This window comes from Cesiribacter andamanensis AMV16 (assembly GCF_000348925.1).
Classification (GTDB): domain Bacteria; phylum Bacteroidota; class Bacteroidia; order Cytophagales; family Cyclobacteriaceae; genus Cesiribacter; species Cesiribacter andamanensis.
Window position 1 is genome coordinate 1 of the sequence record NZ_AODQ01000067.1, and the last position, 24,506, is coordinate 24,506.

Sequence of the window (24,506 nt, forward strand, 5' to 3'; positions counted from 1 at the left end):
GGTGGTGAATGCAGGCTTCGGCCGTAATCTTCTTTTCGGCCAGCGGCAGGGCATTGCTGAACAGCTCCAGCTCCCGGGCGGTGCTGATGTGCAGGATGTGCAGCCGGGCCCCGTGCTTGCGGGCCAGGGCTACGGCCATGCTGCTGCTTTTATAACAGGCTTCAGCGCTGCGGATATCGGGGTGGCATTCCATGGGCACCTCCTCTCCCCACCGCTGCCGGTAAAGGTCGGTATTGTGCCTGATGGTAGCCTCATCTTCACAATGGGTAGCCATGAGCAGGGACACCCGGCTAAAGAGTCCCTCCAGGGTGGCTTCCTTATCTACCAGCATATTGCCGGTAGAGGAGCCCATAAAGATCTTGACGCCACATACCCGCTCGCCATCGGTACGCAGCACTTCCTCCAGATTATCATTGGAGGCGCCCATGTAAAAGGAGTAGTTGGCCAGGGAGCTTTGGGCGGCAATCTGGTACTTTTCTTCCAGCAACTCCTGCGTCAGCGTCTGGGGATTGGTGTTGGGCATCTCCATAAAGGAGGTAACCCCGCCGGCTACGGCCGCCCGGCTTTCAGTAGCAATAGTGCCTTTATGGGTAAGGCCCGGCTCCCGAAAGTGCACCTGGTCATCAATCACCCCGGGCATCAGGTACTTTCCGCGGGCATCGATTACCTGATCGGCGGCCAGGTGCTGCAGGTCTTTGCCAATGCGGTCAATGCGTCCGTTGCGGATCAGCACATCCCCTTCTGTAAGCAGTCCTTCGTTGATAAGGGTTGCATTGAGGATCAGGTAGGTAGCGGCCATGGGTAGGGGGTTGGTTTTTCCAAAGGTAATGCCCCGGGGGGGAATCGCCAAGGGAAGTGAGCTTTGCAACAGCGGCTCTGCACAAAAAAAAGCCGATCCCCTTTGCGGGAACCGGCTTTTGGGCAAGGGACCTGGGCCCCTTAGCGCATGGGCTGGGCCATGCTTCGCAGGGAGGCGGCCAGCTGAATGTTGCGGCTGGTGAGTACCTGATCGTTGAGCTGAAACTGCAGCTTGTTGTCATCGGAGACCATAAAGCTGATGGCGGCACCCTTGCGCACCAGGTTATCCCGCTCGGTGACGACCAGCGTAGGGCGACTGCCAATGGCGGCCAGCAGATCGGCCAGTTTGCCGCTTTCGCCATCGGCCACAAAGATGATGTGGTAAAACCCCACTTTGGACGGATCGGTGATGCGCTCCACCAGGCATTTTTTGCCGTTTACGGTCTTTACCTTCAGTACTTCATCCAGCTCATCGAACACGCCCGACTTGCCCAGCACCCCAAAACGGATCACTTCATTGTCGGGAGCGTTGGCGGGCCACTCGGCGTAGCGCACAAAGTTGTAGAGAAATACGCTATGGGCCTTATGATTGACGGCCTGCGCCAGCAGCGAACCCAGAGGCAGCAGGCAAAGGGCGATGCCTAGTAAAAGTATTTTTTTCATGGCTGTAGGCTCTATTTTTTAAAGTTCAGGTCGTAGGAAGCTTTCAGGGTAAATTCTCTGCCAGGGCCGGGTACGGGCGCACTATCGCCGTTATAGGCCTGAATAAAGTTGTTCTCTTCATCCAGCAGGTTGTGAACGCCCAGGCCCAGGCTCAGGCCGGGCAGCAGATCTTTGTAGTGCAGCTGCAGGTTGAGCAGGTGCAGGGGGGCAAAGCGCTGCAGAATGGGCATCTCCTCCTCATCGAGCGCCGCATAGCCCCAGCGCTCCCCTATGCGTACCAGGGAGGGGTTTAAGCTCAGGTGCTGTTTAAGTTGCAGGCCGCCATGCAGCGTAGCTTTGTGGGCTGCTATGCCAATGTTGAGGTGGTCCCGGCCGGCCACCTTATAGGTTTCAACACTATTTTTATCCGAGGCCTGGCTGTAGGAGTAGCTCAGGTTGGCAAACCAGCGGTTCTTACGGATCTGGTACACCACCTCCAGGCCCCGGCTGCCCACATAATCGAAGTTTTCATAAGCCTGCTCGCCCTGCCCGTTGTAAGAATAGACAATCACATCGCGGGTAGCTATCTTAAAGAGGTTGGCCGAGAGCAGCATGTCTTTGGTAAACTGGTAGCCCGTTTCCAGCTCAAAGGTGGTGGTGCGCTCGGGTTTCAGGTCTTCGCTCAGGTTGATGTTCTCAATGCCGGGCGCCCGGTAGGCACCGCTGGCCAGGCCTTTAAAGTGCCAGCGGTTCACATGCTTGGTAAGGGCAAAGCGCGGGGCCATGGCACCCCCAAAGGCACTGTGATGATCCATGCGCATGCCGGCGGTAATGTTGGCAATGCGGTGCTTGAGCAACACTTCGCCAAAGGCACCAAAATTCTGATAGGCCACCCGTTCCACATCGCCAAAGTTCTGGGTATCCAGCAGGTCTCTGGCCCGCTCATCGTACCACTCCACACCCCCGGTCAGGTACAGGCGGTGGCTGGCCCGGTAGCCTGCCCGCAGGCCGGCTGTGCTGCGCTGGGCGCTAATTTTGTAATCAACATCATAGGCCTCCTCATCAAAGATAAGCGTCTGGTAGCTCCAGGGCACCTGCTGGGTATAGCTGAGCTCGGGGGTAAGGGTTAGCCTTTTGCCAATCTTTGCTTCGTAGGAGAGCAGCCCATTGAGCATCTTGTTTCTGAGATCATAGTGGTAGCTGGCCCACTGGTAATCGTCATAGACAAAACGGGCCTTTACTCCCTTCCACTGCAGGCCGGTGCTGATAAAGGTGGGTTGGGTCTGTCCTCTGCCCCCGGCCATGTTTACCTCCCCGGCCAGTGCATCAAAGAGGGGGGCATACATACGGTCACTGCTATTGCCATGGCCGGTATGGCCGGTAAAATCCAGGCGTACATCGCCCAGCTGTTTGCCGATGGACAGGCCCAGGCTGCGGCGGGCCAGATCTTGGCTGTAGCGGCTGTAGGTGGCATTGGCCGATAGGCCATTAAGGCCTGCAGCGCCTTTTGTTGTTATGTTGATCACCCCATACTCGGCCGTGCCGCCATACATGGCTGAGCCCGGACCGCGAATTACCTCCACGCGCTCAATCTGGTCTACGGGCAGGTGGTTACCAAAGAACAGGGCCTGAAAGAGCAATTCGTTGTATTTTACCCCATCTACCATCAGCAGCATTTTGCCTTCCATGGCCCAGTTGCCCCGGATGGTGGGCCCTACGGCCAGCTCTACATCGGAGGCAAAGTCAAAACCCGGCACCAGGCGCATGATGTCAATAAAATCGCGGGCGCCTATGCTGCGAATCTCATTGGCCGTAATTACGGACACAATGCCCGGGGTTTCGCGGCTGCTGAGACCTATGTGGCTGCCTACCCCCATCTTGTCGTTGAGGTGGGCCTGCAGGGCGCTGGCCTGTTCATAGGCTGATAAATTCTGCAGCTCCAGCATGGCACTATCGGCAGGCACCTGCCCCCTGGCTGCCATGGGAAGCGTAGCACATGCTGCCAACAGCAGCATCTGAAAAGTGTGTTTCATGGGCGTAAAATTGTTGTTACAGAAGAAATAGCAACGTTACGCTTTTTGCCTGCCCTATTTTGGTGTTTCTGAGGCCGAACCTTAGCCGTTGTAATATCTAAAGAGAAGTTAGGTATTTGGCAGGAACACTCCCTTCTATCTTCCTGATGATCAGCGCGCTAAATCAGTGGCTAGCCATTGGCCGGGGTACTTTGTTTTGTAAGAAAAGTACTGCTATGGCAAATATCTGTCCCCTTAAAATGCAAAAAGAACAAAAGGCGGTTTTCTTCTCTCTTCTGGCAGGCATGGCCAAAAAAAACCCAGGCCGCTTAGCCTGGGTTTTTGAGCACATCTCCTTGAGAGCGCTTATTTGTTCTTGTCGTCTACTTCTTCGTATTCTACGTCGGCTACATCGCCGGCGCTTCCGCCTGAGCTGGCTCCGGCGCCAGCGCCTGGGCCTGCGCCAGGTCCGCCTTCAGCCCCTGGCTGTCCGGCGCCTCCACCGGCCGCATACATCTCCTGAGCGGCGGTTTGCCATACAGCGTTCAGCTCGTTCATGGCCGTATCAATGCCGGCAATGTCCTGCTGCTGATGCGCCGTTTTCAGTTTCTCCAGCGCGCCGTTGATCTGCGTGCGGTTGCCTTCGCTTAGCTTGTCGCCATACTCTTTCAGCTGCTTTTCGGTCTGGAAGATCAGTGAGTCGGCCTGGTTCAGCTTCTCTACGCGCTCCTTGGCCTGCTTATCCGACTCGGCATTGGCTTCGGCTTCCTGGCGCATTTTTTCGATCTCCTGCTCACTCAGGCCGCTGCTGGCCTCAATGCGGATCTTCTGCTCCTTGCCGGTGCCTTTGTCCTTGGCCGATACGTGCAGAATGCCGTTGGCGTCAATATCAAAGGTTACTTCAATCTGTGGGATACCGCGCGGTGCTGGGGGTAGCCCATCCAGGTGAAAGCGGCCAATGGTACGGTTATCCCGGGCCATGGGGCGCTCGCCCTGTAGTACGTGGATCTCAACGCTGGGCTGGTTGTCGCTGGCCGTAGAGAACACCTCGGATTTCTTGGTGGGGATGGTGGTGTTGGACTCGATCAGACGGGTCATTACACCCCCCATGGTTTCGATACCCAGTGACAGCGGGGTTACGTCCAGCAGCAGTACATCCTTTACCTCACCGGTAAGCACACCTCCCTGAATGGCAGCACCAATGGCTACTACTTCATCGGGGTTTACGCCTTTGCCGGGCTTCTTGCCAAAGAATTTCTCTACCTCTTCCTGAATCTTGGGGATACGGGTAGAACCACCTACCAGAATCACCTCGTCGATGTCAGAGGGCGACAAATTGGCATCCTTCAGCGCCTGGCGTACAGGCCCCATGGTGCGCTGCACCAGATCGTCGGTCAGCTGCTCAAACTTGGCGCGGCTCAGCTGGCGCACCAGGTGCTTTGGAATGCCATCCACCGGCATGATATAGGGCAGGTTGATCTCGGTCTGCTGCGAAGAAGAAAGCTCAATTTTCGCTTTTTCGGCGGCTTCTTTCAAGCGCTGCAGGGCCATTGGATCTTTGCGCAGGTCTATGCCTTCGTCGTTCTTGAACTCATCGGCCAGCCAGTCAATGATCTTGGCATCAAAGTCATCACCACCCAGGTGCACATCACCGTTGGTCGATTTTACTTCAAATACGCCATCGCCCAGCTCCAGTACTGAAATATCGAAGGTACCACCCCCCAGGTCATACACGGCAATCTTCAGGTCCTGGCTCTTTTTATCCAGGCCATAAGCCAGAGCAGCCGCGGTAGGCTCGTTGATGATGCGCTTCACATCCAGACCGGCAATCTGGCCGGCTTCTTTGGTAGCCTGGCGCTCGGCATCGTTAAAGTAAGCCGGCACGGTAATTACGGCTTCCTTGATCTCGGTGCCCAGGTAATCTTCGGCCGTCGACTTCATTTTCTGAAGGATCATGGCCGACAGCTCCTGGGGCGTGTACTGGCGGTCGCCGATCTTGAGGCGTACCACATCATTGGCACCGGCTTCTACCTCATAGGGTACGCGCTTGGCCTCGTCCGATACGCCTGAATATTTTTTGCCCATAAAGCGCTTTACCGAAGAAATGGTGCGCTTGGGGTTGGTAATGGCCTGGCGCTTGGCTGGGTCGCCCACCTTGCGCTCGCCGTTCTCCAGAAATGCCACAATAGAGGGGGTCGTACGGCGGCCTTCGCTGTTTGGAATAACCACCGGCTCATTCCCTTCCATTACGGCTACGCAAGAGTTGGTAGTACCCAAGTCAATTCCTATTATTTTTCCCATAGTATATGTAGATGTTTTAAAAATTCAACAATCTTTTTACCTGTTGCACAGAAATTAACAAGCCTTGTGCCAAGGCAGGTTTCTTCTGTATTTTCTGCCAACATGACAGCCCCGGACCCGGCATGGCAGGCTCCGGGGCTGATTTTTTTAGAAAAGGCCGGGGCTTTGCCAGGGCTTATATGCCAGATTGGGCATCGTCCTGGTCGGTATAGCCTTTTTCAATGATCTTGTCGGCCTCCTCCTCGGTATCGGCATCGGGCCGGGTCTGGGGCTGCTCGGCTTTTTCTTCGGGCTCATAGCTGAGGCGGATCAGGATGGGAAAATGGTCTGAGCCAATGCCGGGCAGCCGCTGCATGTGCAGCAGCCTGAAGTGGCGGGAGTGAAACACATGATCGAGCGGCCAGCGAAACACCGGGTAGCTGGCATGAAAGGTATTGTAAAAGCCGCCCGATGCGCGGATCCAGCAAGCCGCTCACCTCCTGAAACAGCCGTGTGGTAGATGACCAGGCCACATCGTTAAAATCGCCGGCTACTACTACCCCCTGCTGTTCCTTTGCTGCGTTGGCCATTTTGCCGATGAGCACAATTTCGGCATCGCGCTCCCGGCTATCATCGCTTTCACCAGGCACCGGCGGGCGGGGGTGCACCGCATACAGCTGGATCCACTCGCCGGAGGGCAGCTGCACCTCGGCCCGGATGGAGGGGATATCCGGCTCCAGCAGGTACATCACCTCCTGCCGGCGCAGCGGCAGGCGGGAATAGAGGTGCATGCCATAGGTATTGGAGAGGGGTACTTTTACCGAATGCGGAAAGCTGGTGTCCAGCACATCCAGCGCCTGCTGCCAGACCGAGTCAGACTCCAGCGTTAGCACCAGGTCGGGATGCTCCCGGTTGATCATCTCCAGTAGGGGAGCATGATCGGTATTATCCTGCAGCACATTGGCAATGAGCATGCTCACAAAGGTGGTATCCTGCGCATCGCGCTCGGTCTGGTACACCTGCTTGGGCGAAAGGGGGGTGTAGGGAAAGGCTTTATACCCGTGGTATACTACCGTTGCAGCTAAGGCAAGCAGGAGCAACAGCCCTCTTTTGCGCTGTCGGTAGTAAAAAATGGCAAATAGCAGCATGGCCAGCAGGGCCAGAAAAAAGAGCTGCAGCCTGGGATAATCCCACAGGCGCACATACCATTGGGGAGAAGGAAGCAGGGGCAGCAGGGTAGCCAGCAGCACCAGCACAATCAGGGACCAGAAAAGCAGCCGCCGGAGAGATCGCAAAAGGCTCATGAAGTACAAGGTATCAGAAATTAGCAAGACGAAAAAAGTAGTGGACAGGTTTGGCAGGATCAGCTGCAGGCACCATAGCCCAGTACGAATTTTTTCGTACTTTTGCAGGTTCTTACTGGGATAGCTATACCGCATGATTGCTGAAGAAATAAAGAAACGCCGCACCTTTGGGATCATCTCCCACCCGGATGCCGGCAAAACCACCCTTACCGAAAAACTGCTGCTCTTTGGCGGCGCCATTCAAAAGGCCGGGGCGGTAAAATCAAACAAGATCAAACAACACGCCCGCTCCGACTGGATGGAGATCGAGAAGCAGCGGGGCATCTCTGTGGCTACCTCGGTGATGGGCTTTGAGTACAAGGGCACCAAGATCAACCTGCTGGATACCCCGGGCCACGAAGACTTTGCCGAAGATACCTACCGCACCCTTACGGCCGTAGACTCGGTGGTGATGGTGATTGACTGTGTAAAGGGGGTAGAGCGGCAAACCGAAAAGCTCATGGAAGTGTGCCGCATGCGCAACACCCCCGTGATGGTCTTTATCAACAAGATGGACCGCGAAGGCCAGGATCCCTACGACCTGCTGGACGAGATCGAAGAAAAGCTCAGCATCCGGGTAAAGCCCCTGAGCTGGCCCATTGGCATGGGCAAAACCTTTAAGGGGGTATATAACCTCTTTCTAAACCGCCTGATGCTTTTTCAGCCCAGCCGGCCCGAGCTGCAGGACGATGTGATCGAGATCCAGAGCCTGGAAGACCCCCGCATAGACAAAGAGGTGGGCGAAAGCGCCGCCGGCCGCCTGCGGGAAGAGGTAGGCCTGGTAGAAGGCGTGTATCCCGATTTTGATGTGCAGGAGTACCTGGATGGCAAGGTAGCCCCTGTATTCTTTGGCAGTGCCGTAAACAACTTTGGCGTACGGGAGCTGCTGGACTGTTTCATCCAGCTGGCGCCGCCTCCCAAGGCCCGCGCAACCGAAGAGCGGGTAATTGCGCCGGACGAGCCCGATTTTACCGGCTTTATCTTTAAGATCCACGCCAACATGGACCCCAAACACCGCAACCGCATTGCCTTTTTGCGGGTATGCAGCGGCAAGTTTGAGCGCAATGCCCCCTATCACCATGTGCGGCTGGATAAGCCCTTCCGCTTCTCCAACACCACCGCCTTTATGGCGCAGGAAAAGGAGATCATTGACGAAGCCTGGCCGGGCGATATCATCGGCCTGTACGACACCGGTAACCTGAAGATTGGCGATACCCTTTCGGCCGGCGACAAATCGCTCTATAAGGGCATTCCCAGCTTCTCGCCCGAGATTTTCCGGGAGGTGGTAAACAAGGACGCCATGAAGACCAAGCAGCTGGAGAAAGGCCTTAGCCAGCTCATGGACGAGGGGGTGGCCCAGCTGTTCAGCTACGAGATGGGCTCCCGCAAGGTGGTAGGCACGGTGGGGGCGCTGCAGTTTGAGGTGATCCAGTACCGCCTGAAGCACGAGTATGGCGCCTCCTGTGATTTTGTAGGCACCAACCTCTACAAGGCCTGCTGGATTACGGCCAGCAGCAAGAAAAAGCTGGATGAGTTTGTGGACTCCAAATACCGCTACATTGCCCGGGACAAGGATGGCAAGCTGGTCTTTATGGCCGAAACCCGCGCCTGGCTGCAAATGGTGCAGGATAACTTTCCGGACATTCAATTCCACTTTACGTCGGAGTTTTAAACGCAAAAGAGGGGTCGCTTGACCCCTCTTTCTTTTTTTGTTTTTGGGAACTGCCTGTTCCGCATCCTTTAAGTGCCGCTCCCCTTTCAGCTGCAGGTAGGCTTGGGATACCAGCTTATTGGCGCACTAGTGGTGCCACGAGTTATTCATGGCACCACTAATGAGCTGGCGCGTGTAAGGACAATTCTGCTGATCAGAAAAAGTGGGTTGACCAGACAGGTTTTACTCCTTCAGGGGTCCCTCGTTCACAAAGTTGCCCTTGCCGTCAAAATCCAGGCGGTAGCGCTTGCCGGCGCTTTCTACATCCAGCTGGTAGCGGCTGCCGTTCGGGCTTTCGTAGCGATAGCCCTGCAGGTAGCGAAATCCTTTATGGTTGTCCTGCAGGTATTGGGTGGCAGTGGGGGGCAGATCGGCCTGGCGCAGCTGCGTATCGGTGCCCAGCCAGCGGCCCTCGGCACTGAAGCGGCTTACGGTGGGGCGGCCCTGCTCGGAGAAGCTGGCCGAATAGCCCTCAGAGGTCTGCTGCCAGCTGGCCTTCTCGGCCTGCTGCGGATATTTAGCATTGAACTTAACCGATACCCTGCCCGGAGGGGTCAGGGGCGTCTGCGCCTGCAGAAGCGTAGCACAACAAAAAAGGAGTATGAGTAAACTATAGGGTTTGTAGCTGTTTTTCATGCCAGTAGGGATGGGTACATCTCTGTATATGGCATTGCGGGGCAAAAGGTTGCAAAATGTAGCGCTGCGCAAAGGGGGGATTATTTTGTAAAGTCAGGTGCTCTCCCTATTTTAGGGCCTGTATATTTACCTGCAGAACGTGTTATCAATGCAAAACATTACTCGCTACCTGGGCCTTGTGGTTATCTGTATCGCCGCCATCATCCTGATCATTGCCATGGCTATGGGCGAACCTTCCAATACCGTTCTGGCCACAGCTGCCATTTTGGGCATCCTGGGCCTGTTGCTTCAGGTATTCATTGGCCGCTCTGTAGACTAAGCAGGGGCCTTTTACTGCTAGCCCTGACGGGCTGGCAGCTCCTTGCGAAGAAACTGCCGGTGCAGCCGCAGCACCTGTGGCAGCACCAGTGTTTTCTCGTCATTCACAATCTTAAAATCGGCCCGCTGCAACCGCTCCCCTTCCGGCAGCTGGCGTTCCATAATTTCCTGTACCTGCTGGCGGCTACGCTGTGCATCCCGTAGCAGGGTACGGCGCAGTCGCAGCCCTTCGGGTGCGCTTACCGTAATGGTGGCATCCAGCCCCCTGTACGAGCCTGCTTCAAAAAGCAGGGCTGCTTCTTTGAGCACATAAGGCGCCCCTGCCTGCTGCTGCACCCAGTGCGCATAGTCTTCTGCTACCCGCGGATGCACCAAGTCATTTAAGAGCGCCAGCCGGTCGGGGCTATCAAATACCTGTGCGGCCAGCCAGCTGCGGTTGAGGCTGCCATCGGGCAGGTAGGCTTCGGGGCCAAAGGCCGCTTGTATGCCGGCAATCAGCTCACTGTTGGTGGTTTGGAGGGAACGGGCCCGGCTATCGGCATCATAGACGGGGATGCCCAGGGCCGCAAAGATGCGGCAAACCGTACTTTTGCCGGCGCCTATGCCTCCGGTAATGCCAATTTGCAGGGGGGGTAGGTTAGCGGCGGATTCTTCTGGCGGTGGGCACATAGCGCACTTTTACAGTTTCGGGCTCCAGGCGTATGCGCTCTACCGGCGCCGGGGCACTGGCTACCCGCAGGGCAATGGTAGAATCGGCCTGGTTAAAGGCATTGTAGTCGGCTACAATCGCAAAACTGCCGGGCGCCAGCTGCTCGGCATTGGCCCGGCTTATCCAGAAGCTGATGCGCACCACACTATCCTGCAGCTGCAGCGAACCGGTGAGCGGAAAATTCTGGGGGCGTATGGGTACCTGCCGGCCCAGGCGCACAAATTCCTGCACATCAAAGCTGATCTGCACCTGATCGGGCACCACCTCCACTATGCGGGATTCATGCTCGGTAAGGGCCACCGCCTCGTTGTAAGGGGTACTGATCTGCTGCTGCGGAATAAAGACCGAGATGCTGTCGGCCAGGCCGTTGATAAAAGAAGTAGGGCCGGTAAAGACTACCGAATCGGGCGCCAGCAGCAGGGGGCTTACCACCCGGTGGTTATCGGCCAGGGAAATGGAGGTGCTGTCGATGTGCACCCGCACTTTTTTGCTGATGCGCCGCTCTATGTTGATAAAGAGCGTATCGGTCACTACATAGTTGAGCCGCACCTCGTTGAGCTGATCGGCAATGATGGCACTCAGCGAAGCTTTGGAGATGTACTTCTGTGAGGTGGGATTTTCAAGCAGGATCTGGATGGGATTGGCCCGAAACCAAAGCGTTTTGCGCAGCAGGTTCCAACCGCCGCCCGATACCACTATGCTTACCCGCTTGGGCAGCTCTTCCACCACAATCACATCCTGCTCATCAAAAAGAAACTCAACCGGATAGTTAAGCCGGGTGGCATACTGTTTATTGAGGGCATTAAAAAACCAGAAAGTGGTAGCCCCCAGAATACAGAGGGTTACCACTTTCCATTTGCTTCTTTCGGCCGAAAAAAGCTTTTTTAAGCCTCTAAACAGTAGCTCACTTTTTTTCAAGCTTCTGCCTTTGTTGGTGCGGGTTTCACATACTTTTTACTGGCCTCTACCGATACGGCCGACTTCTCAAAGGTCAGCTTGGTGCCGCGGTCTACATCCAGCACCACGGCCTCATCGCTTACCTCTACCACACGGCCATGCATGCCGCCAATGGTTACCACCTGGTCGCCTTTCTTAAGCGTATCCACAAAGGTTTTGTGTTGCTTCTGGCGGCGCTGCTGCGGCCGGATCATAAAGAAGTAAAAGATAATACCGATTGCTCCAATCAGGAACAAGGTCTGAAGGCCACTGCCTCCGGTAGGGGCGGCATCTGCCTGTAAAAGAATAAATGCTGTCATATTAGTTTCGAACCGGGCCTTCTACGCCAGCCGCTGCTGCAGCACCTGCTTTAGGCTCTACATTCCCCTTGATGGTCAGGCGGGTAATGGCGGGCTCAGTATTGGCCGTAACGGTTACGGTTTTGTTTTGGATGCCCGGGCGGGTAGCGCTATCGAAGCGAACTTTGATCTCGCCAGACTGGCCGGGAGGGATTGGTTTTTTAGAATAGTCAGGCACGGTACAGCCACAGGAGGCTACGGCGCTCTGAATCACCAGGGGCACATCGCCTGAGTTTTTGAACTTGTACACATGCTCTACCACGGTGCCTTCCTTTACCGTACCAAAATCATACTCGGTCTTTTCATAGGTAATGGCGGCTACAGGGCCCTGAGGGGCAGCCTCGGCCTGGGGCTGTGCCTGGCTGGCAGGATCAAATGAAACCGGCGTGGCCGCTGGCTGGTGGTTATGGGCACCTTCTGCCTCCAGGGCTGCAACGCGCTGCTCCAGCTGGGCTACCCGATTGTCCATGTCCTGATTTGTGCAGGCCGACAGCATACCAGCTGCGCCAAGCACCAGCAAGAAACGTTTGTTCATGTCTTCTTAACTTAATGAAATAGGGAAACTGCTCTACTAACGCCTACGTTTTGCGTTTAGTTCTGGAGCTTTTCTATAACGTAATCAGTATACTGTTGCGTACTGGCGTTGCCTCCTAAATCGCCGGTGCACTGCTCCCGGATCTTAAGGGTCTCATCAATGGCCCGATCAATGCGGCGGGCATGGTCTTTCAGGCCCATGTGGTGCAGCATCATCACCGCAGAGCGCAGCAGGGCGGTAGGATTGGCCTTGCCCTGGCCGGCAATGTCCGGAGCTGTGCCGTGCACCGCCTCAAAAATGGCTACCTCATCGCCAATGTTGGCGCCGGCAACCAGCCCAAGGCCGCCTACCAGGCCGGCACAAAGGTCGGACAGAATATCGCCAAAGAGGTTGGTGGCTACGATCACATCAAACTGCTGGGGCTTGAGCACCAGCTGCATGCACATGTTATCCACGATCTTGTTATCAAACTCAATTTCGGGAAACTCTTTGGAGATCTGCTCGCCGGCTTTCAGAAAGAGCATGCCGGCATTTTTGAGGATGTTGGCCTTGTGTACCAGGGTTACTTTTTTGCACCCGTGTTTTTTGGCATACTCAAAAGAAGCTTTTACAATGCGGTAAGAGCCCGCCCAGGTAATGCGGCTGATGGAGTCGGCAATCTGCAGGCGCTCATCAAAATACTCCAGACCGGCATAGAGGCCTTCGGTATTTTCGCGGAAGATCACCAGATTAACGTCGGTAAACTTAGACTGAACCCCTTCGGTGGTTACGCAGGGGCGTACGTTCTGGTACAGATCAAAGATCTGGCGCAGCTGCACGTTTACACTTTTAAAGCCTTTGCCCACGGGGGTGGTCAGGGGGCCTTTCAGGGCAACTTTGTTACGCTTGATGGATTCAATGAGTGAGTTGGGAATCAGCTCACCTACTTCGGCCAGGGTGGTTTGGCCGGCATTTTCCTCTTCCCACTGAATGGGTACCTCAGCAGCTGCAAATATACGTTTTACAGATTCCGTAATCTCGGGGCCTATCCCGTCGCCCTTTATCAGGGTAACTGTTGTAAGCATGGCTTATTTATAATCTTTTTTAATCTGGCCAATAAGGGTTTCTACATCGCGCAGAAGCTCTTCGGCTTTTTCTTTTGCATCGGTTATTACACGCTCACTCTCCGAACGGGCCGTCATGCCGGGCAGCTCTTCGCGCTGCAGTTCCAGCAGAATATCTTCCAGGGCCGACTTGAAGCGGTACAGGTTGTAGGACACACGGCCGCGGGTATTGGACCCCTTATCGGGGGCAAACAACACCCCTACTGCCAACCCTATAGCTGATCCGGTCAGTAAGGAGAGAATTCCTATGGTCGCTTTATTCATAGCAGTTATTTATTATCGATCAGTCCTCTACCGCTTTTGCGGATGATGCCTTTCTCCTGCAGCTCGGCCGAAAGCACATCTAGAAGACCATTTACAAAAATTTTACTTTTGGGGGTGCTATAGCGTTTTGAGAGCTCAATATACTCGTTTATTGTCACTTTTACAGGGATGCTGGCAAAATTAATCATCTCGCAGAGGGCCATCATCATGATGATTTTATCGGTGAGGGCCAGGCGTTCCACATCCCAGTTTTTGCTCTTGGTGCTGATGAGTTCTTCGTACTGCTGCTCATTGGCCAGGCTCAGCCGGTAGAGGTCCACAAAGAATTCGCGGTCATCCTCCCAGTTCACCGATAGCACGGCCAGCTCCACATCCACCCCCTTCGCTGCTTTCTTCCATCTCTTTGATGGTACGCTGCACCATGCTTTTGAGCACGTCGCGGTTTTCGCTCCAGTACATATCCTGCCCCTCCATCATGCCTTCTACCAGCTCATGCTTGAAGAATACCTTTTTTACCAGGTGTTGCACCAGCGTACGGTCGGCCTCAAAATCGGGCGCATCAGCTTTCAGATAGGCCAGAAAGGCCTCATCCTGCAGCAGCACATCGCGGTACAGCTGGCGAATGAATTCTTCCTCCCCGTTCCAGTTCAGGTTCTGACGGATGGCCTCGGTCTGCAGCAGTTTATTCTGCTCCAGGCGATCCAGCACCTTATTGGCCAGCCAGTTTTTTTCATCCGGGCCTGCCCGGCGGCCTGTTTCCAGGCGGCGCTCCCGCTCGGCGGCGGCATAGCGGCGCAGTTCCAGCAGCAGCAGCAGAAACTTCAGGTAGCGCCCGGCCAGGGCCTCGGCTTCTACCACCATGTTCTTGCGCAGGCGGTCGCCATCCTGCTGCACCAGCTTGTTGTAGTAGGTAAGGGCATTTTGGGCGGCAGCGGCCTGCTCGGCGGTGTAGGCATCGGCCCCCTGCAGCTTGCGCTCCTCATGGCTCTTGATGAAGAGGTCGGAGGCGGCCTTGCGGTTTTCCTGAAGTTTTACCGGATCCTGCACCTCCATGGAGTTAAGATCAGGGGCAAACTGCTCCCGGATCTGATCCAGGGCCAGGTGGTAGTTAGATTGACGGCATTGCAAAAATGCGAAGATATTTTGCATAGCCTTTATACGCAGGTACCGACGGTTCAGCATGGAGCAGAATCAGAGCGTTATGAAACAAAAAACAAAGAAGCCTGCTGCAAAGATGCAGCATAGCTTCTTTAGTAAAAAGGTTGACCGGCTAATTTGTTTGAAATAGGTATGAGGTATGGGGTATGGGGTATGAAACGGCCTCCGCGAGGTGTATGTGTTCTGGTACAGAAGGTTTTTGCTATAACCAATACAGCTACAGTAAAACCATGTTTCCAAGCCTTTTGGTGCCAGTTCCAGCAAGTGGCTAGCCACTTAAAATCCCTTACCGTGCGGCGAATACCTCATACCCCATACCTCATGCCCCAAGCCTAATAGGGTAGCTTAACCCGGCCTACTTCTTCAATGCGCTTCAGGGCCATTTGCATGGCGGCTTCCTGAGGACCAATGTTCTTGGCCTCGGCCTCATTAAGGATGCTCAGGCAGATATCGTATACCTTCTCAGCTTTCTGATAGGCCCGCTCCCGCTGGTAATTGCCCTCATACTCGGCCGCCACATTGATTACCCCTCCGGAATTGATCAGGAAGTCGGGCGCGTAAATAATCCCCTTGTCGATAAGGGCGCGGCCGTGCTTCTTTTCGTCCTTGAGCTGGTTGTTGGCAGCACCGGCCACAATCTGGCACTTCAGGCGCGGAATGGTGGTATCGTTCAGCGTAGCGCCCAGGGCGCAGGGCGAGTAAATGTCCATGTCCAGGTCGTAGATGCCATCGCCGCTTACCACTTCGGCGCCAAAGCGCTCGGAGATCTGCTTGAGGCGGTCTTCGTTGATGTCGCTGATATACACCCGGGCATCTTCATGGCGCAGGCGCTCTACCAGGTACATGCCTACCTGACCTACCCCCTGCACCAATACTTTTTTGCCCTTGAGGCTATCATGGCCATACGCCTTTTTGGCGGCGGCCTTCATGCCCAGGTAAGTGCTGTAGGCGGTTACCGGAGAGGGATCTCCCCCGCCGCCCATGATCTCGGGCAGGCCGGCCACATAGTCGGTCTCCATGGCAATGTACTCCATGTCGATAGTCTTCATGTTCACATCTTCGGCCGTTACGTAGCGGCCGCCCAGGCCATCAACAAAGCGGCCAAAACGGCGCATAAAGGCTTCAGTCTTCTGGGTTTTGGCATCGCCAATGATCACCGCCTTGCCACCGCCCAGGTTCAGGCCTGAGATGGCGTTTTTGAACGTCATGCCGCGGCTCAGGCGCAGCACATCGGTCATGGCTTCTTGTTCGCTGGCATACTGCCACATGCGGGTACCGCCCAGGGCAGGCCCCAGAGTGGTATTATGAATGGCGATAATGGCTTTAAGGCCGGTTGCTTTATCATAGCAGATGGCCACCTGCTCGTGCTCCATCAGCTCGATCTGGGCGAAAACACCTTCTTTTTCGCGCGCCTGTACTTCATTTACTTCCACCATGTACGTATGTTTGGGTTTATGTTACCTTTGCAGCAGGCGCTTTTGGGAGTTTCCCCGGCGAGCCGCCCGTTGGCACTTGCTTTTCAGAAAAATAATGCAAAGCTACCCCTTTTATAGCGTTATTTCAAACGATGCCAAAGCAGCTTGGCTGCAAAGCGTGGCCCGGCCGGCGCCGGTTTTCTGCAAATAGACAGGATAGGGATCTGAACACAGGGCACCACCCCGCATGGCCAAAGGTACAGTGCCGGTGGGGGGCTTTTTCAGAACTTTCTACTGCCTTATTTTTGTATACACACCCCTGCCCGGGGCAGGTGCCGGCACCCTAAACCCTATTACCCCTACCCTCGTTCTACTGTAAGGTGAAAGCGCTCAGTTATCTCCATAAATATTTTTTCCGCTACAAGCATTATCTGCTGCTGGGAACCCTGTTCCTGATCATTTCCAACATCTTTGCCATTATACCGGCACAGGTGGTACGCTATGCCTTTGATCTGGTAAAGGAAAACATAGACCTCTACCGCCAGTATGAGGGCTTTGGCCTGCAGGAGTCTATTTACGAGCTCTTTACCAGCAGCATCTTTATCTACGGCCTCATTATTCTGGCCATGGCCCTGCTCAGGGGGGTGTTTCTCTTTCTGGTGCGGCAAACGCTCATTGCCATGTCGCGCTACATCGAGTACGATCTCAAGAATGAGATCTACGCCCATTACCAGACCCTGCCGCTGGCCTTTTACCGCAGCAACAGCACCGGCGACCTGATGGCGCGCATTTCAGAAGATGTAAGCAAGGTGCGCATGTACCTGGGGCCGGCCATTATGTACGGGATCAACCTGGTAACCCTCTTTCTGATCCTGATCCCCTACATGTTCACCATCAATGCCACGCTTACGCTCTATGTGCTGCTGCCGCTGCCCATCCTTTCCATCAGCATCTACTATGTGAATAACCTCATTGAGCAGCGCAGCACCGCCATCCAGAAAGCCCTTAGCGGCCTCTCTACCTATACCCAGGAGGCCTTTAGCGGCATACGGGTGCTCAAGGCTTTTGCGCGGGAGACCGACTCGGCCAATACCTTTGATGGCCTCAGCAATGAGTACAAGAACAAGGCCCTGCGGCTTACGTTTGTGAATGCGCTTTTCTTTCCGCTGATCCTGGCCCTCATTGGCCTGTCGGTGCTGCTGACGGTTTACATTGGGGGGCTGGAGGTGATGCGGGGCGCCATTACCACGGGCAATATTGCCGAGTTTATCATTTATGTGAACCTGCTTACCTGGCCGGTGACCTCCCTGGGCTGGATCACTAGCATCATTCAGCAGGCGGCTGCCTCCCAAACCCGCATCAATGAATTTCTGAATACCAAAACCGAGCTGGTCTCTACCCGGCAGCTGGAGCAGCGCCTGGAGGGCGAGGTGGTGTTTGAGGAAGTAAGCCTGGTGTATCCCGACTCCGGCATCCGGGCCCTGAAGGGGGTAAGTTTTCGGGTGGCGCCGGGCCAGGCCCTGGCCATTATTGGCACCACGGGCTCGGGCAAAAGTACGGTGGCCAACCTGCTGCTGCGCCTCTACGACCCCACCGAAGGCCAGGTGTACCTGGATGGGATGCCCATTCAGGCCTTTGCCGTCGATAACCTGCGCAGCCAGATCGGCTACGTGCCGCAGGATGTGTTTCTGTTTTCGGAAAGCATCCGCAACAACATTGCCTTTGGTGATCCCGATCTGCCGCAGGAGGCCATTGAGCAGGCTGCGTCCGATGCTGACCTGCTGGAGAACATTGAGCGCTTTCCGCAGGGCTTCGATACCCGGGTGGGCGAGCGGGGCATTACCCTTAGCGGCGGCCAGAAGCAGCGCGTAAGCATTGCCAGGGCCATTGCCCGGGACCCGCGCATCATTATTCTGGATGATGCCCTCTCGGCCGTAGATACGCAAACGGAAAACACCATTCTCAACAACCTGAAGCGCATTATGCAGGGGCGCACCAGCATAATCATCAGCCACCGGGTAAGCTCCGCCAAGCTGGCCGATCACATCCTGGTGCTGGACGACGGACAGATCGCCGAAAAGGGTAGCCACGAGGAGCTGATGGAACTGGGCGGCCTCTACAAGGCGCTGTACGACAAGCAGCTGCAGGAAGAAGCAATCGAGTAAGCAAAGAGGCGCTGCCTGAGCCGGAAGATTTACCCCCCTGGCCGAACAAGTGGGCCAGGGGCGTGTTTTCTGGTAGTGCGGCACCACCACCCCCCTTTAGCCTACTTCCTTAAGCGTCTGCTGCCTGGCCTGCTGCTGCTTGGGCTCCTAGCGGCCTGCGCCCGCCCCTTTGTGCGGCCTGAGCTTACCCATGCCCCCTTTGCACCGGCAGGCAGCAGCGCCCATGTGCTGGACCTTGACCTGGGCCAGGCCCCCATTATTTTTGCCCAGCCCCATGCCCGCAAGCTTCAGAAGCGCAACCTTTACCTCTTTGCCGTACGCATTGGTAATGCCAGCCCGGATACCCTCTGGCTGACGCCCCATGAGCTAGAGCTTTACTCAGGTGGCAAGCCACTGCCCAGGGTAGAGGCCCGGCTGGTACAACAGGCCCTGCGACAGCCGGTAGCCCTGCATGCACTCTGGCTGCTGGCCGGGCCGTTTGTTCGGGAAGATGCGGGAAGAAAAGTGCTGGATTACTACCCCCTGGGGGTGGCGGCTGCGGCCTGGGGCATCGGCAATATGGTGGTTGCCTATAATGCCAACAGGGGGGTGAAGCAAATGATTGAGCTGAGCATGCCTGAGCAGCCCCTGGCCCTGCCGCCGCAAAGCCAGCGCTATGTGATCCTTGCGGTAAGCAGCCCCCTTTCGCCACAGGGGGTCAGGCTCCACTACCAGCCCCCGGGCCAGGGTGACACCCCTTAATACCTGCTGCACTGCAGCTACACCTGCCCTGCTCCCATCTCCCGCCTTAGCGAATAGGCACTTCTACCTCCAGCCGGCGGGGGCTTACGTATTTTTCCAGCGTTACATCCTGGCGCAGCTGGTGGCCCTGCTGCTGGGCATACCCCTCTATTTTCTCCCGCAGGGTCCGGGGGGATGGCCATACCGAGGAGTGGGCCTCCAGGCGGGCCTGTACCGACTGCCGCGCCGGGATCTGCAGCAGCTCATAGCCCTCGGGCAGGGGGCTAGGGGTAAAATTAGGGGGTAGTAGTACGCCCATGAACTGCTCCAGGGTATCTTTGTTGGTGAGGGGTTCTCTGAAAACGGCTATGGCCATCATGCCGGGCAGCTCACCCCCTTCCCAGCGTTTGCGCACATCCCGGAAGATCTTTTCCATTTCTGGGTGGCCGGGCGTGCCGGTATAGGGCTTACCTACCATACGGTACGCCCCCCCTTCGGGCGCTATGGTCTGCACACTGGCCTCTTGCCAGCCGCCCAGCTGCCAGTAGGCCACTGCAGCGGCGGCCACCACCAGCGAAACAACAATCAGGAGTATTTTAGGAAAGGACATGGATGGGAATTTGGTATATAGATAGTTCTGTGCGTCATCCCCGCGCGGGTGTAGGCCGCCCCACGGGGATCTCTCAACTTTCTGATTCCGAAATGCGTCTTACCTGCCTTGTACAAGCAGATCCCCGCCTGCGCGGGGATGACGACAAAAATGCAAAGGCAGTTATGAGATAGCTACTACTCACCACCAACCCTACACCACTTCTTTGTACTGCATGCGGTAGAGGTTGGCGTACCAGCCACCTTTGGCCAGCAGTTCCTCATGCGTTCCTTCTTCTTTGATCTCGCCCCTGTCCAGCACAATGATCTTATCGGCTTTCTGGATGGTGCTCAGGCGGTGGGCAATCACCAGCGAGGTGCGGCCCTTCATGAGCTTCTCGATGGCGGCCTGGATCATTTCTTCCGTTTCGGTATCTACCGACGAGGTGGCCTCGTCCAGGATAATGATGCGCGGATCGTACACCAGCGCCCGCACAAAGGAAATGAGCTGCCGCTGGCCTACCGAGAGGGTAGCGCCCCGCTCCATCACATTGTACTCGAATCCGCCGGGAAGCCGCTCGATGAATTTGCGGGCACCCACCAGATCGGCGGCCTGCTTCATTTTCTCCAGGCTGATGTCGGGATTGTTCAGGGAAATATTATTCCCGATGGTATCGGAAAACAGGAATACATCCTGCAGCACCACCCCGATGCTGCGGCGCAGGCTGGCAATGTCAAAATCGCGGATGTGGCGCCCGTCGATGCAGATCTCGCCCTGCTGGTACTCGTAAAAACGGTTCAGCAGGTTGATGATGGAGGATTTGCCGGCCCCGGTAGCCCCTACCAGCGCAATGGTCTCGCCGGGTTTGGCTTCAAAACTGATGTCTTTCAGCACCCAGTCGGGCTCCTCATAGGCAAACCACACCCCCTTGAATTGGACGGCCCCTTGCAGATGCTCGGGCATGTAGATACCGGTATCGGCCAGGTGCTCCCGGCTGTCCAGCAGGCTCATGATGCGCTCGGAGCTTACCACCCCCATCTGCAGGGTATTGAAACGGTCGGCAATCAGGCGAATGGGCCGGAAGAACATTTGGATGTAGAGGATAAAGGCCACCAGTACCCCGGGCTCAATCTCGGCATTGATTACCTGCCGGGCGCCGTACCACACCAGCAGGCCAATGCCCATGGCCTGGATCACCTCTGCCACCGGAAAATAGATGCTGTAGTAGAGCACGGAGCGCAGGTTGGCACGGCGGTGCTCTTTGTTGATCGTCTTGAATTTTTCGTACTCCCGCTTTTCGCTGCCAAAGATCTGCACAATGCTCATGCCGGTGAGGTGCTCCTGCACAAAGGAGTTGAGGTTGGCCACTGCATTGCGCACATCGTTAAAGGTTACTTTGATCTTCTCCTTAAACACCCAGGTGCTCAGGATCAGCAGGGGCAGGGTAGAGAGGCAGACCAGCGTAAGGCGCCAGTCGGTATAAAGCATAAAGCCCATGATAAAGACCAGCTGCAGCAGATCGCCCACAATGGCGGCCACTCCTTCGCTGAAAACCGAGGCCAGTGTTTCAATATCGGATACGGTGCGGGTAACCAGCCGGCCTATGGGGGTACGGTCAAAGAACTTGAGGCGCAGGCCCAGCAGGTGACGGTAAAGGGTGGTGCGCAGATCGCGGATCACAAACTGGCCCAGCCAGTCGCTGAGGTAGGTATGGAAGTACTGCACCACCGACTGCAGCAGCAGCAGGCCTACCAGCAGCAGCATCATGCGCTGCAGGCCCTCAAAATCGCCTACGGCAATGTTATCATCTATGGTCAGCTGAATGAGCCAGGGGCGCAGCGGGGCCAGTACGGCCATAACTACCGTAAGCACTACCAGCATCCAGAAGGTGCCCATGTAGGGTTTGGCAAAGCTGAACAACCGCCGGAGCACTTTCCAGTCTACCAGATTTCCACTTTTGATCTCGCCTTCGGCCATGCTGCAAGTTATTCTATTTTCTAAAAAATTGGTGGTTAGCCTTTAGTTCCAACACTGATCTTACCAAGGCTGTTAGCGACAATTTTTACGTATCGCGTTAAAAACATTTACCCTCTCACAAAATATACAGTGGGTTATCCCAGTAGGCATACTACTACTCCTAATGAAATCTGCCTGAAAATAGTTATTTTACGTTATCAATAGCAGGAGTCTGCTAGGGTATACTTTTATCATGAATACAGAAGTATGAAAAAAATACATGTATTGGAAGCGGTCAGCACTATGCCTGAAGAGTTTTCTGTAGATGAACTTTTTGAAAAACTCCTTATCCTGCAGAAAATAGAGGAAGGTCAGCGGCAAGTTCGGCAAGGACAAACCTATTCTGAAGAGGAGGCGAAAAAAAAGCTTGAGAAATGGTTACGGTAATCTGGACCGAACAAGCCATAGATGACCTTACAGCGATTGCTGACTACACAAGCCACCATTCTGAAAAATGGGCATCAGCAGTTATCCAACGACTTTTCAATCGCGTCAGCATTTTGAAAGAAATGCCTGAGCTGGGCCGCATTGTTCCGGAAAAGGGGGATGCTTCGATCAGAGAGCTCATTGAAGGAAATTATCGAATCATTTATGAGATAAAACACCCCGACAGAGTGGAAATACTCCTGATTCATCACTCCTCCAGACCGCTTGATAATCCGTAGCATAGTACCTACCACTACGCTTACACATAAATATCGGTCGGATACTGCACTTCTACCAGAAACAGCCCGTCGGCCGGGGCTGAGCGGCCGGCCCGGCTGCGGTCCCGGCTCTCCAGCACCTGCTGAAACTCGGGCACCGTCATGCGCCCCTGCCCCACCTGCAGCAGGGTGCCTACAATGGCGCGCACCATGTTGCGCAAAAAGCGGTTGGCGGCTATGTAAAAGATCAGCCCCCCTTCCGTTTCTTCCCAGCGGGCTTCCCATACGGTGCAGCGAAAGTGCTTTACGTTGGTGTGGATCTTGCTGAAGCACTCAAAATCTTCCCACTGCAGCATCAGGGCTGCGGCTTCATTCATCTTTGCCACATCCAGCGGGCGCGGAAAGTAGTAGACCAGCTGTTGGCGAAAGGGGTCTTTGTGGCGGCTGATGCGGTACTGGTAGCGGCGGCTGAGGGCGCTGTAGCGGGCATGGGCTTCGGAGGATACAGGGCGAAGGCTTTTGGCCCAAATATCGGGCGGCAGCACGGCATTGATCTTGTGCAGCCAAAGGTCTAATTCGGAGAGCAGGTCCAGCTCCACATCAAAATGCACCAGCTGCTGCTCGGCATGCACGCCGGTATCGGTACGGCCGCTGCCGGTAATGCGCATGGGCTGCCGAAAGAGCTTGCCCAGCCCCTCCTCTACCTCGGCCTGCAGGGTGTGGGCATTGTTTTGCAGCTGCCAGCCGTGGTAGCGGGCGCCGTTATAGGCTATGTCGAGGAAGTAGCGCAAGGGGGTAGTGGGGTTTAGGTCAGTAGCAGCAGGAGTAGGTGTGCTTCCTTTCTGCTGCTAGGCCGATGGTAGTTGCTTTAAAATATCAGTGTATCGGTTAGGGCTCAGGCTGTTGGCTTTTTGCAGCAGGGCAATGGCCTGCTGCTGATCAGCTTCCATGCCAATGCCCTTATACATAAAATAGGAGAGATCCGCCATGGCCGGCGCCCATTCTAGCGCAGCAGCGGCTTCCAGCAGGCCCAGCCCTTTTTTCAGATCAACCGGCAGGCCGGTCCCTTTCAGGTAGATGTTGGCTTCTTTCCAGAGACACCAGCCCCTTGCGTAATTAGCTGCCTGCAGCTGAGCCAGCAGATCCAGGGCCAGGGCAATCTTATCCGGCCAATCATCGATGATGTCATCGGCCAGGCGCTTTTTGTCGGCCAGATCACCCAGGCTTGCTGCTTTCAGCATCCAGTGAAAGGCCTGCTCCCGCTTGTCGGCTTGCCAGCTGTAATAGCTGGCCAGGTCCCGGCAGGCCCGCGGGTCGCCGGCTGCTGCTACCTGCTCCAGCAACTCAGCCGCCTGCCGGTTGCGCTGGGGGTTGTAGCGTCTGCCATCGTATTCGGAGGTCATCAGCCCGCTGGCAATCCAGTACAGACAGCCCGAACAATCTTTGTACTGCTCCAGCAGATCGTCGTAGGCCTTTCTTTTTCCCGACGATAGCTGGGAGAAGTAGCCCAAAAGGGCTTTGCGGTGATAGAGTTCCGAGGCAGACAGGGCCATAAAGGTGGCCTCCCCCTCCTCTATCAGAAATAGGTTAGCCCGGCTGGGCTCCTCTTGTGCACGAATGCCCATCTGGCTTTCCCCAAGCTCATCCTCTGCCAAAACGATAAAGTTCTGCCCTTCGACCTGCACGAGCGGCCGGCTGGCGGTAAAAAGCCAGGTATCGGTGCCATCAGAAAAGCGGAAGTCTGCTGCTTCCTGAAGCGCCTGCAGGAATTGGGGATGCGTCATGTGCCCTGGCTTGCCCTAAACAAGTTCATAAATAACCGCCGCCCCCTGGCCTACGCCCACGCACATGGTGGCCAGACCGTAGCGTACGCCCCGGCGCTTCATTTCGTGCAGCAGGGTAGCCGAGATGCGGGTGCCGCTGGCCCCCAGGGGGTGGCCAATGGCAATGGAGCCGCCATTTACATTTACAATATCCGGGTTAAGGTCCAGCTCCCGCATGCAGGCCAGGGCCTGAGCAGCAAAGGCCTCGTTCATTTCTACCAGTCCCAGGTCCTGGAGGCGCAGGCCGGCCCGTTTGAGGGCCTTTTTGGGTGGCCGGGCACGGGACCTACTGGACCCATTGTGGGCGGGGTCTACCCCGGCTACGGCGGC

The 24,506-nt window shown here is 55.7% G+C and carries 24 protein-coding genes and 3 pseudogenes; 6 read left to right on the forward strand and 21 right to left on the reverse strand.

What is annotated here, in order from left to right; translation table 11 throughout:
• The 6 genes and pseudogenes from ADICEAN_RS12680 to ADICEAN_RS12700 all read right to left on the reverse strand — a co-directional run.
• Window positions 1-799 (reverse strand): annotated as a pseudogene (locus tag ADICEAN_RS12680) (amidohydrolase family protein); the annotation flags it as partial.
• Window positions 800-939: 140 nt separating this feature from the next.
• On the reverse strand, window positions 940-1,461 hold the full coding sequence (locus ADICEAN_RS12685) for a YfiR family protein (protein WP_009196008.1): 522 nt from the start codon (window positions 1,459-1,461) through the stop codon (window positions 940-942).
• Between the two features lie 11 nt (window positions 1,462-1,472).
• Window positions 1,473-3,473 carry a TonB-dependent receptor plug domain-containing protein gene (locus ADICEAN_RS23560; protein WP_009196009.1) on the reverse strand — a complete coding sequence of 667 codons (2,001 nt, stop codon included), beginning with the start codon at window positions 3,471-3,473 and terminating at the stop codon, window positions 1,473-1,475.
• Between the two features lie 345 nt (window positions 3,474-3,818).
• Window positions 3,819-5,753 carry a molecular chaperone DnaK gene (dnaK, locus tag ADICEAN_RS12695; protein WP_009196010.1) on the reverse strand — a complete coding sequence of 645 codons (1,935 nt, stop codon included), beginning with the start codon at window positions 5,751-5,753 and terminating at the stop codon, window positions 3,819-3,821.
• Window positions 5,754-5,928: 175 nt separating this feature from the next.
• Window positions 5,929-6,108, reverse strand: a complete 180-nt coding sequence (locus ADICEAN_RS22155) for a hypothetical protein (protein WP_009196011.1) — start codon at window positions 6,106-6,108, stop codon at window positions 5,929-5,931.
• A gap of 27 nt (window positions 6,109-6,135) precedes the next feature.
• Window positions 6,136-7,276: pseudogene (locus ADICEAN_RS12700) on the reverse strand (endonuclease/exonuclease/phosphatase family protein); the annotation flags it as partial.
• Here ADICEAN_RS12700 and ADICEAN_RS12705 point away from each other — a divergent pair.
• A complete protein-coding gene (locus ADICEAN_RS12705; RefSeq protein ID WP_009196013.1) occupies window positions 7,170-8,747 on the forward strand; it encodes a peptide chain release factor 3 in 1,578 nt (525 codons plus the stop codon). The pseudogene ADICEAN_RS12700 and the gene ADICEAN_RS12705 overlap by 107 nt on opposite strands.
• Window positions 8,748-8,969: 222 nt before the next feature.
• Here ADICEAN_RS12705 and ADICEAN_RS12710 read toward each other — a convergent pair whose 3' ends face one another.
• The gene (locus ADICEAN_RS12710) at window positions 8,970-9,422 is read right to left on the reverse strand and encodes a hypothetical protein (RefSeq protein ID WP_009196014.1); all 453 of its coding nucleotides are present in this window, start codon (window positions 9,420-9,422) and stop codon (window positions 8,970-8,972) included.
• A 148-nt stretch (window positions 9,423-9,570) separates the two neighbouring features.
• Here ADICEAN_RS12710 and ADICEAN_RS22900 point away from each other — a divergent pair, with 148 nt between their 5' ends.
• Window positions 9,571-9,741, forward strand: coding sequence for a hypothetical protein (locus ADICEAN_RS22900; protein ID WP_009196015.1), 171 nt, complete (start codon window positions 9,571-9,573; stop codon window positions 9,739-9,741).
• A gap of 17 nt (window positions 9,742-9,758) precedes the next feature.
• Here the strand turns inward: ADICEAN_RS22900 and coaE are convergent, their stop codons facing one another.
• The 9 genes from coaE to ADICEAN_RS12755 form a co-directional block, all read right to left on the reverse strand.
• A complete protein-coding gene (gene coaE, locus ADICEAN_RS12715; RefSeq protein WP_009196016.1) occupies window positions 9,759-10,409 on the reverse strand; it encodes a dephospho-CoA kinase in 651 nt (216 codons plus the stop codon).
• Complete coding sequence (locus ADICEAN_RS12720) at window positions 10,378-11,367, reverse strand: YbbR-like domain-containing protein (protein WP_009196017.1); 990 nt, start codon at window positions 11,365-11,367, stop codon at window positions 10,378-10,380. The genes coaE and ADICEAN_RS12720 overlap by 32 nt, the downstream gene beginning before the upstream one ends.
• A complete protein-coding gene (gene yajC, locus ADICEAN_RS12725) occupies window positions 11,364-11,705 on the reverse strand; it encodes a preprotein translocase subunit YajC (protein WP_009196018.1) in 342 nt (113 codons plus the stop codon). Before yajC ends, ADICEAN_RS12720 begins: the two co-directional genes overlap by 4 nt.
• Before the next feature lies 1 nt (window position 11,706).
• Window positions 11,707-12,279 carry a DUF1573 domain-containing protein gene (locus ADICEAN_RS12730; protein ID WP_009196019.1) on the reverse strand — a complete coding sequence of 191 codons (573 nt, stop codon included), beginning with the start codon at window positions 12,277-12,279 and terminating at the stop codon, window positions 11,707-11,709.
• 56 nt (window positions 12,280-12,335) lie between these two features.
• Window positions 12,336-13,343, reverse strand: coding sequence for an isocitrate/isopropylmalate dehydrogenase family protein (locus ADICEAN_RS12735; protein ID WP_009196020.1), 1,008 nt, complete (start codon window positions 13,341-13,343; stop codon window positions 12,336-12,338).
• Window positions 13,344-13,346: 3 nt separating this feature from the next.
• Window positions 13,347-13,646: a YtxH domain-containing protein gene (locus ADICEAN_RS12740; RefSeq protein ID WP_009196021.1), complete on the reverse strand. Its 300-nt coding sequence runs from the start codon at window positions 13,644-13,646 to the stop codon at window positions 13,347-13,349.
• A gap of 5 nt (window positions 13,647-13,651) precedes the next feature.
• Window positions 13,652-14,023 (reverse strand): transcription antitermination factor NusB, encoded by a 372-nt coding sequence (gene nusB, locus ADICEAN_RS12745; RefSeq protein ID WP_009196022.1) that lies wholly within the window; start codon window positions 14,021-14,023, stop codon window positions 13,652-13,654.
• On the reverse strand, window positions 13,980-14,795 hold the full coding sequence (locus ADICEAN_RS22665; RefSeq protein ID WP_161622703.1) for a hypothetical protein: 816 nt from the start codon (window positions 14,793-14,795) through the stop codon (window positions 13,980-13,982). Before ADICEAN_RS22665 ends, nusB begins: the two co-directional genes overlap by 44 nt.
• Before the next feature lie 341 nt (window positions 14,796-15,136).
• Window positions 15,137-16,240, reverse strand: coding sequence for a Glu/Leu/Phe/Val family dehydrogenase (locus ADICEAN_RS12755; RefSeq protein WP_009196024.1), 1,104 nt, complete (start codon window positions 16,238-16,240; stop codon window positions 15,137-15,139).
• 359 nt (window positions 16,241-16,599) lie between these two features.
• On the opposite strand from ADICEAN_RS12755, the gene ADICEAN_RS12760 reads away from it, so the two are divergent.
• Window positions 16,600-18,384: an ABC transporter ATP-binding protein gene (locus tag ADICEAN_RS12760; protein WP_009196025.1), complete on the forward strand. Its 1,785-nt coding sequence runs from the start codon at window positions 16,600-16,602 to the stop codon at window positions 18,382-18,384.
• Between the two features lie 75 nt (window positions 18,385-18,459).
• The gene (locus ADICEAN_RS12765) at window positions 18,460-19,125 is read left to right on the forward strand and encodes a hypothetical protein (protein WP_009196026.1); all 666 of its coding nucleotides are present in this window, start codon (window positions 18,460-18,462) and stop codon (window positions 19,123-19,125) included.
• Window positions 19,126-19,171: 46 nt separating this feature from the next.
• Here the strand turns inward: ADICEAN_RS12765 and ADICEAN_RS12770 are convergent, their stop codons facing one another.
• Together ADICEAN_RS12770 and ADICEAN_RS12775 are read right to left on the reverse strand one after the other, a co-directional pair.
• The gene (locus ADICEAN_RS12770; RefSeq protein ID WP_009196027.1) at window positions 19,172-19,714 is read right to left on the reverse strand and encodes a hypothetical protein; all 543 of its coding nucleotides are present in this window, start codon (window positions 19,712-19,714) and stop codon (window positions 19,172-19,174) included.
• Window positions 19,715-19,906: 192 nt separating this feature from the next.
• Window positions 19,907-21,670, reverse strand: coding sequence for an ABC transporter ATP-binding protein (locus ADICEAN_RS12775; protein WP_009196028.1), 1,764 nt, complete (start codon window positions 21,668-21,670; stop codon window positions 19,907-19,909).
• Between the two features lie 246 nt (window positions 21,671-21,916).
• On the opposite strand from ADICEAN_RS12775, the gene ADICEAN_RS12780 reads away from it, so the two are divergent.
• Together ADICEAN_RS12780 and ADICEAN_RS12785 are read left to right on the forward strand one after the other, a co-directional pair.
• Window positions 21,917-22,096 carry a hypothetical protein gene (locus tag ADICEAN_RS12780; protein ID WP_009196029.1) on the forward strand — a complete coding sequence of 60 codons (180 nt, stop codon included), beginning with the start codon at window positions 21,917-21,919 and terminating at the stop codon, window positions 22,094-22,096.
• Window positions 22,084-22,374 (forward strand): type II toxin-antitoxin system RelE/ParE family toxin, encoded by a 291-nt coding sequence (locus ADICEAN_RS12785; RefSeq protein WP_040397075.1) that lies wholly within the window; start codon window positions 22,084-22,086, stop codon window positions 22,372-22,374. The genes ADICEAN_RS12780 and ADICEAN_RS12785 overlap by 13 nt, the downstream gene beginning before the upstream one ends.
• A gap of 20 nt (window positions 22,375-22,394) precedes the next feature.
• Here the strand turns inward: ADICEAN_RS12785 and truA are convergent, their stop codons facing one another.
• The 3 genes and pseudogenes from truA to ADICEAN_RS12800 form a co-directional block, all read right to left on the reverse strand.
• Window positions 22,395-23,144 carry a tRNA pseudouridine(38-40) synthase TruA gene (gene truA / locus ADICEAN_RS12790; RefSeq protein WP_009196031.1) on the reverse strand — a complete coding sequence of 250 codons (750 nt, stop codon included), beginning with the start codon at window positions 23,142-23,144 and terminating at the stop codon, window positions 22,395-22,397.
• A 57-nt stretch (window positions 23,145-23,201) separates the two neighbouring features.
• Window positions 23,202-24,137, reverse strand: coding sequence for an SEL1-like repeat protein (locus ADICEAN_RS12795; RefSeq protein WP_009196032.1), 936 nt, complete (start codon window positions 24,135-24,137; stop codon window positions 23,202-23,204).
• A gap of 15 nt (window positions 24,138-24,152) precedes the next feature.
• A pseudogene (locus ADICEAN_RS12800) lies at window positions 24,153-24,506 on the reverse strand (3-oxoadipyl-CoA thiolase); the annotation flags it as partial.

Bases quoted from the DNA above. Each gene is read 5' to 3' on its own strand.
- ADICEAN_RS12685 (WP_009196008.1), bottom strand. From the start codon at position 1,461: ATGAAAAAAATACTTTTACTAGGCATCGCCCTTTGCCTGCTGCCTCTG.
- ADICEAN_RS23560 (WP_009196009.1), bottom strand. From the start codon at position 3,473: ATGAAACACACTTTTCAGATGCTGCTGTTGGCAGCATGTGCTACGCTT.
- dnaK (WP_009196010.1), bottom strand. From the start codon at position 5,753: ATGGGAAAAATAATAGGAATTGACTTGGGTACTACCAACTCTTGCGTA.
- ADICEAN_RS22155 (WP_009196011.1), bottom strand. From the start codon at position 6,108: ATGCAGCGGCTGCCCGGCATTGGCTCAGACCATTTTCCCATCCTGATC.
- ADICEAN_RS12705 (WP_009196013.1), top strand. From the start codon at position 7,170: ATGATTGCTGAAGAAATAAAGAAACGCCGCACCTTTGGGATCATCTCC.
- ADICEAN_RS12710 (WP_009196014.1), bottom strand. From the start codon at position 9,422: ATGAAAAACAGCTACAAACCCTATAGTTTACTCATACTCCTTTTTTGT.
- ADICEAN_RS22900 (WP_009196015.1), top strand. From the start codon at position 9,571: ATGCAAAACATTACTCGCTACCTGGGCCTTGTGGTTATCTGTATCGCC.
- coaE (WP_009196016.1), bottom strand. From the start codon at position 10,409: ATGTGCCCACCGCCAGAAGAATCCGCCGCTAACCTACCCCCCCTGCAA.
- yajC (WP_009196018.1), bottom strand. From the start codon at position 11,705: ATGACAGCATTTATTCTTTTACAGGCAGATGCCGCCCCTACCGGAGGC.
- ADICEAN_RS12730 (WP_009196019.1), bottom strand. From the start codon at position 12,279: ATGAACAAACGTTTCTTGCTGGTGCTTGGCGCAGCTGGTATGCTGTCG.
- ADICEAN_RS12735 (WP_009196020.1), bottom strand. From the start codon at position 13,343: ATGCTTACAACAGTTACCCTGATAAAGGGCGACGGGATAGGCCCCGAG.
- ADICEAN_RS12740 (WP_009196021.1), bottom strand. From the start codon at position 13,646: ATGAATAAAGCGACCATAGGAATTCTCTCCTTACTGACCGGATCAGCT.
- ADICEAN_RS22665 (WP_161622703.1), bottom strand. From the start codon at position 14,795: ATGCAAAATATCTTCGCATTTTTGCAATGCCGTCAATCTAACTACCAC.
- ADICEAN_RS12755 (WP_009196024.1), bottom strand. From the start codon at position 16,240: ATGGTGGAAGTAAATGAAGTACAGGCGCGCGAAAAAGAAGGTGTTTTC.
- ADICEAN_RS12770 (WP_009196027.1), bottom strand. From the start codon at position 19,714: ATGTCCTTTCCTAAAATACTCCTGATTGTTGTTTCGCTGGTGGTGGCC.
- ADICEAN_RS12775 (WP_009196028.1), bottom strand. From the start codon at position 21,670: ATGGCCGAAGGCGAGATCAAAAGTGGAAATCTGGTAGACTGGAAAGTG.
- ADICEAN_RS12780 (WP_009196029.1), top strand. From the start codon at position 21,917: ATGAAAAAAATACATGTATTGGAAGCGGTCAGCACTATGCCTGAAGAG.
- ADICEAN_RS12785 (WP_040397075.1), top strand. From the start codon at position 22,084: ATGGTTACGGTAATCTGGACCGAACAAGCCATAGATGACCTTACAGCG.
- ADICEAN_RS12795 (WP_009196032.1), bottom strand. From the start codon at position 24,137: ATGACGCATCCCCAATTCCTGCAGGCGCTTCAGGAAGCAGCAGACTTC.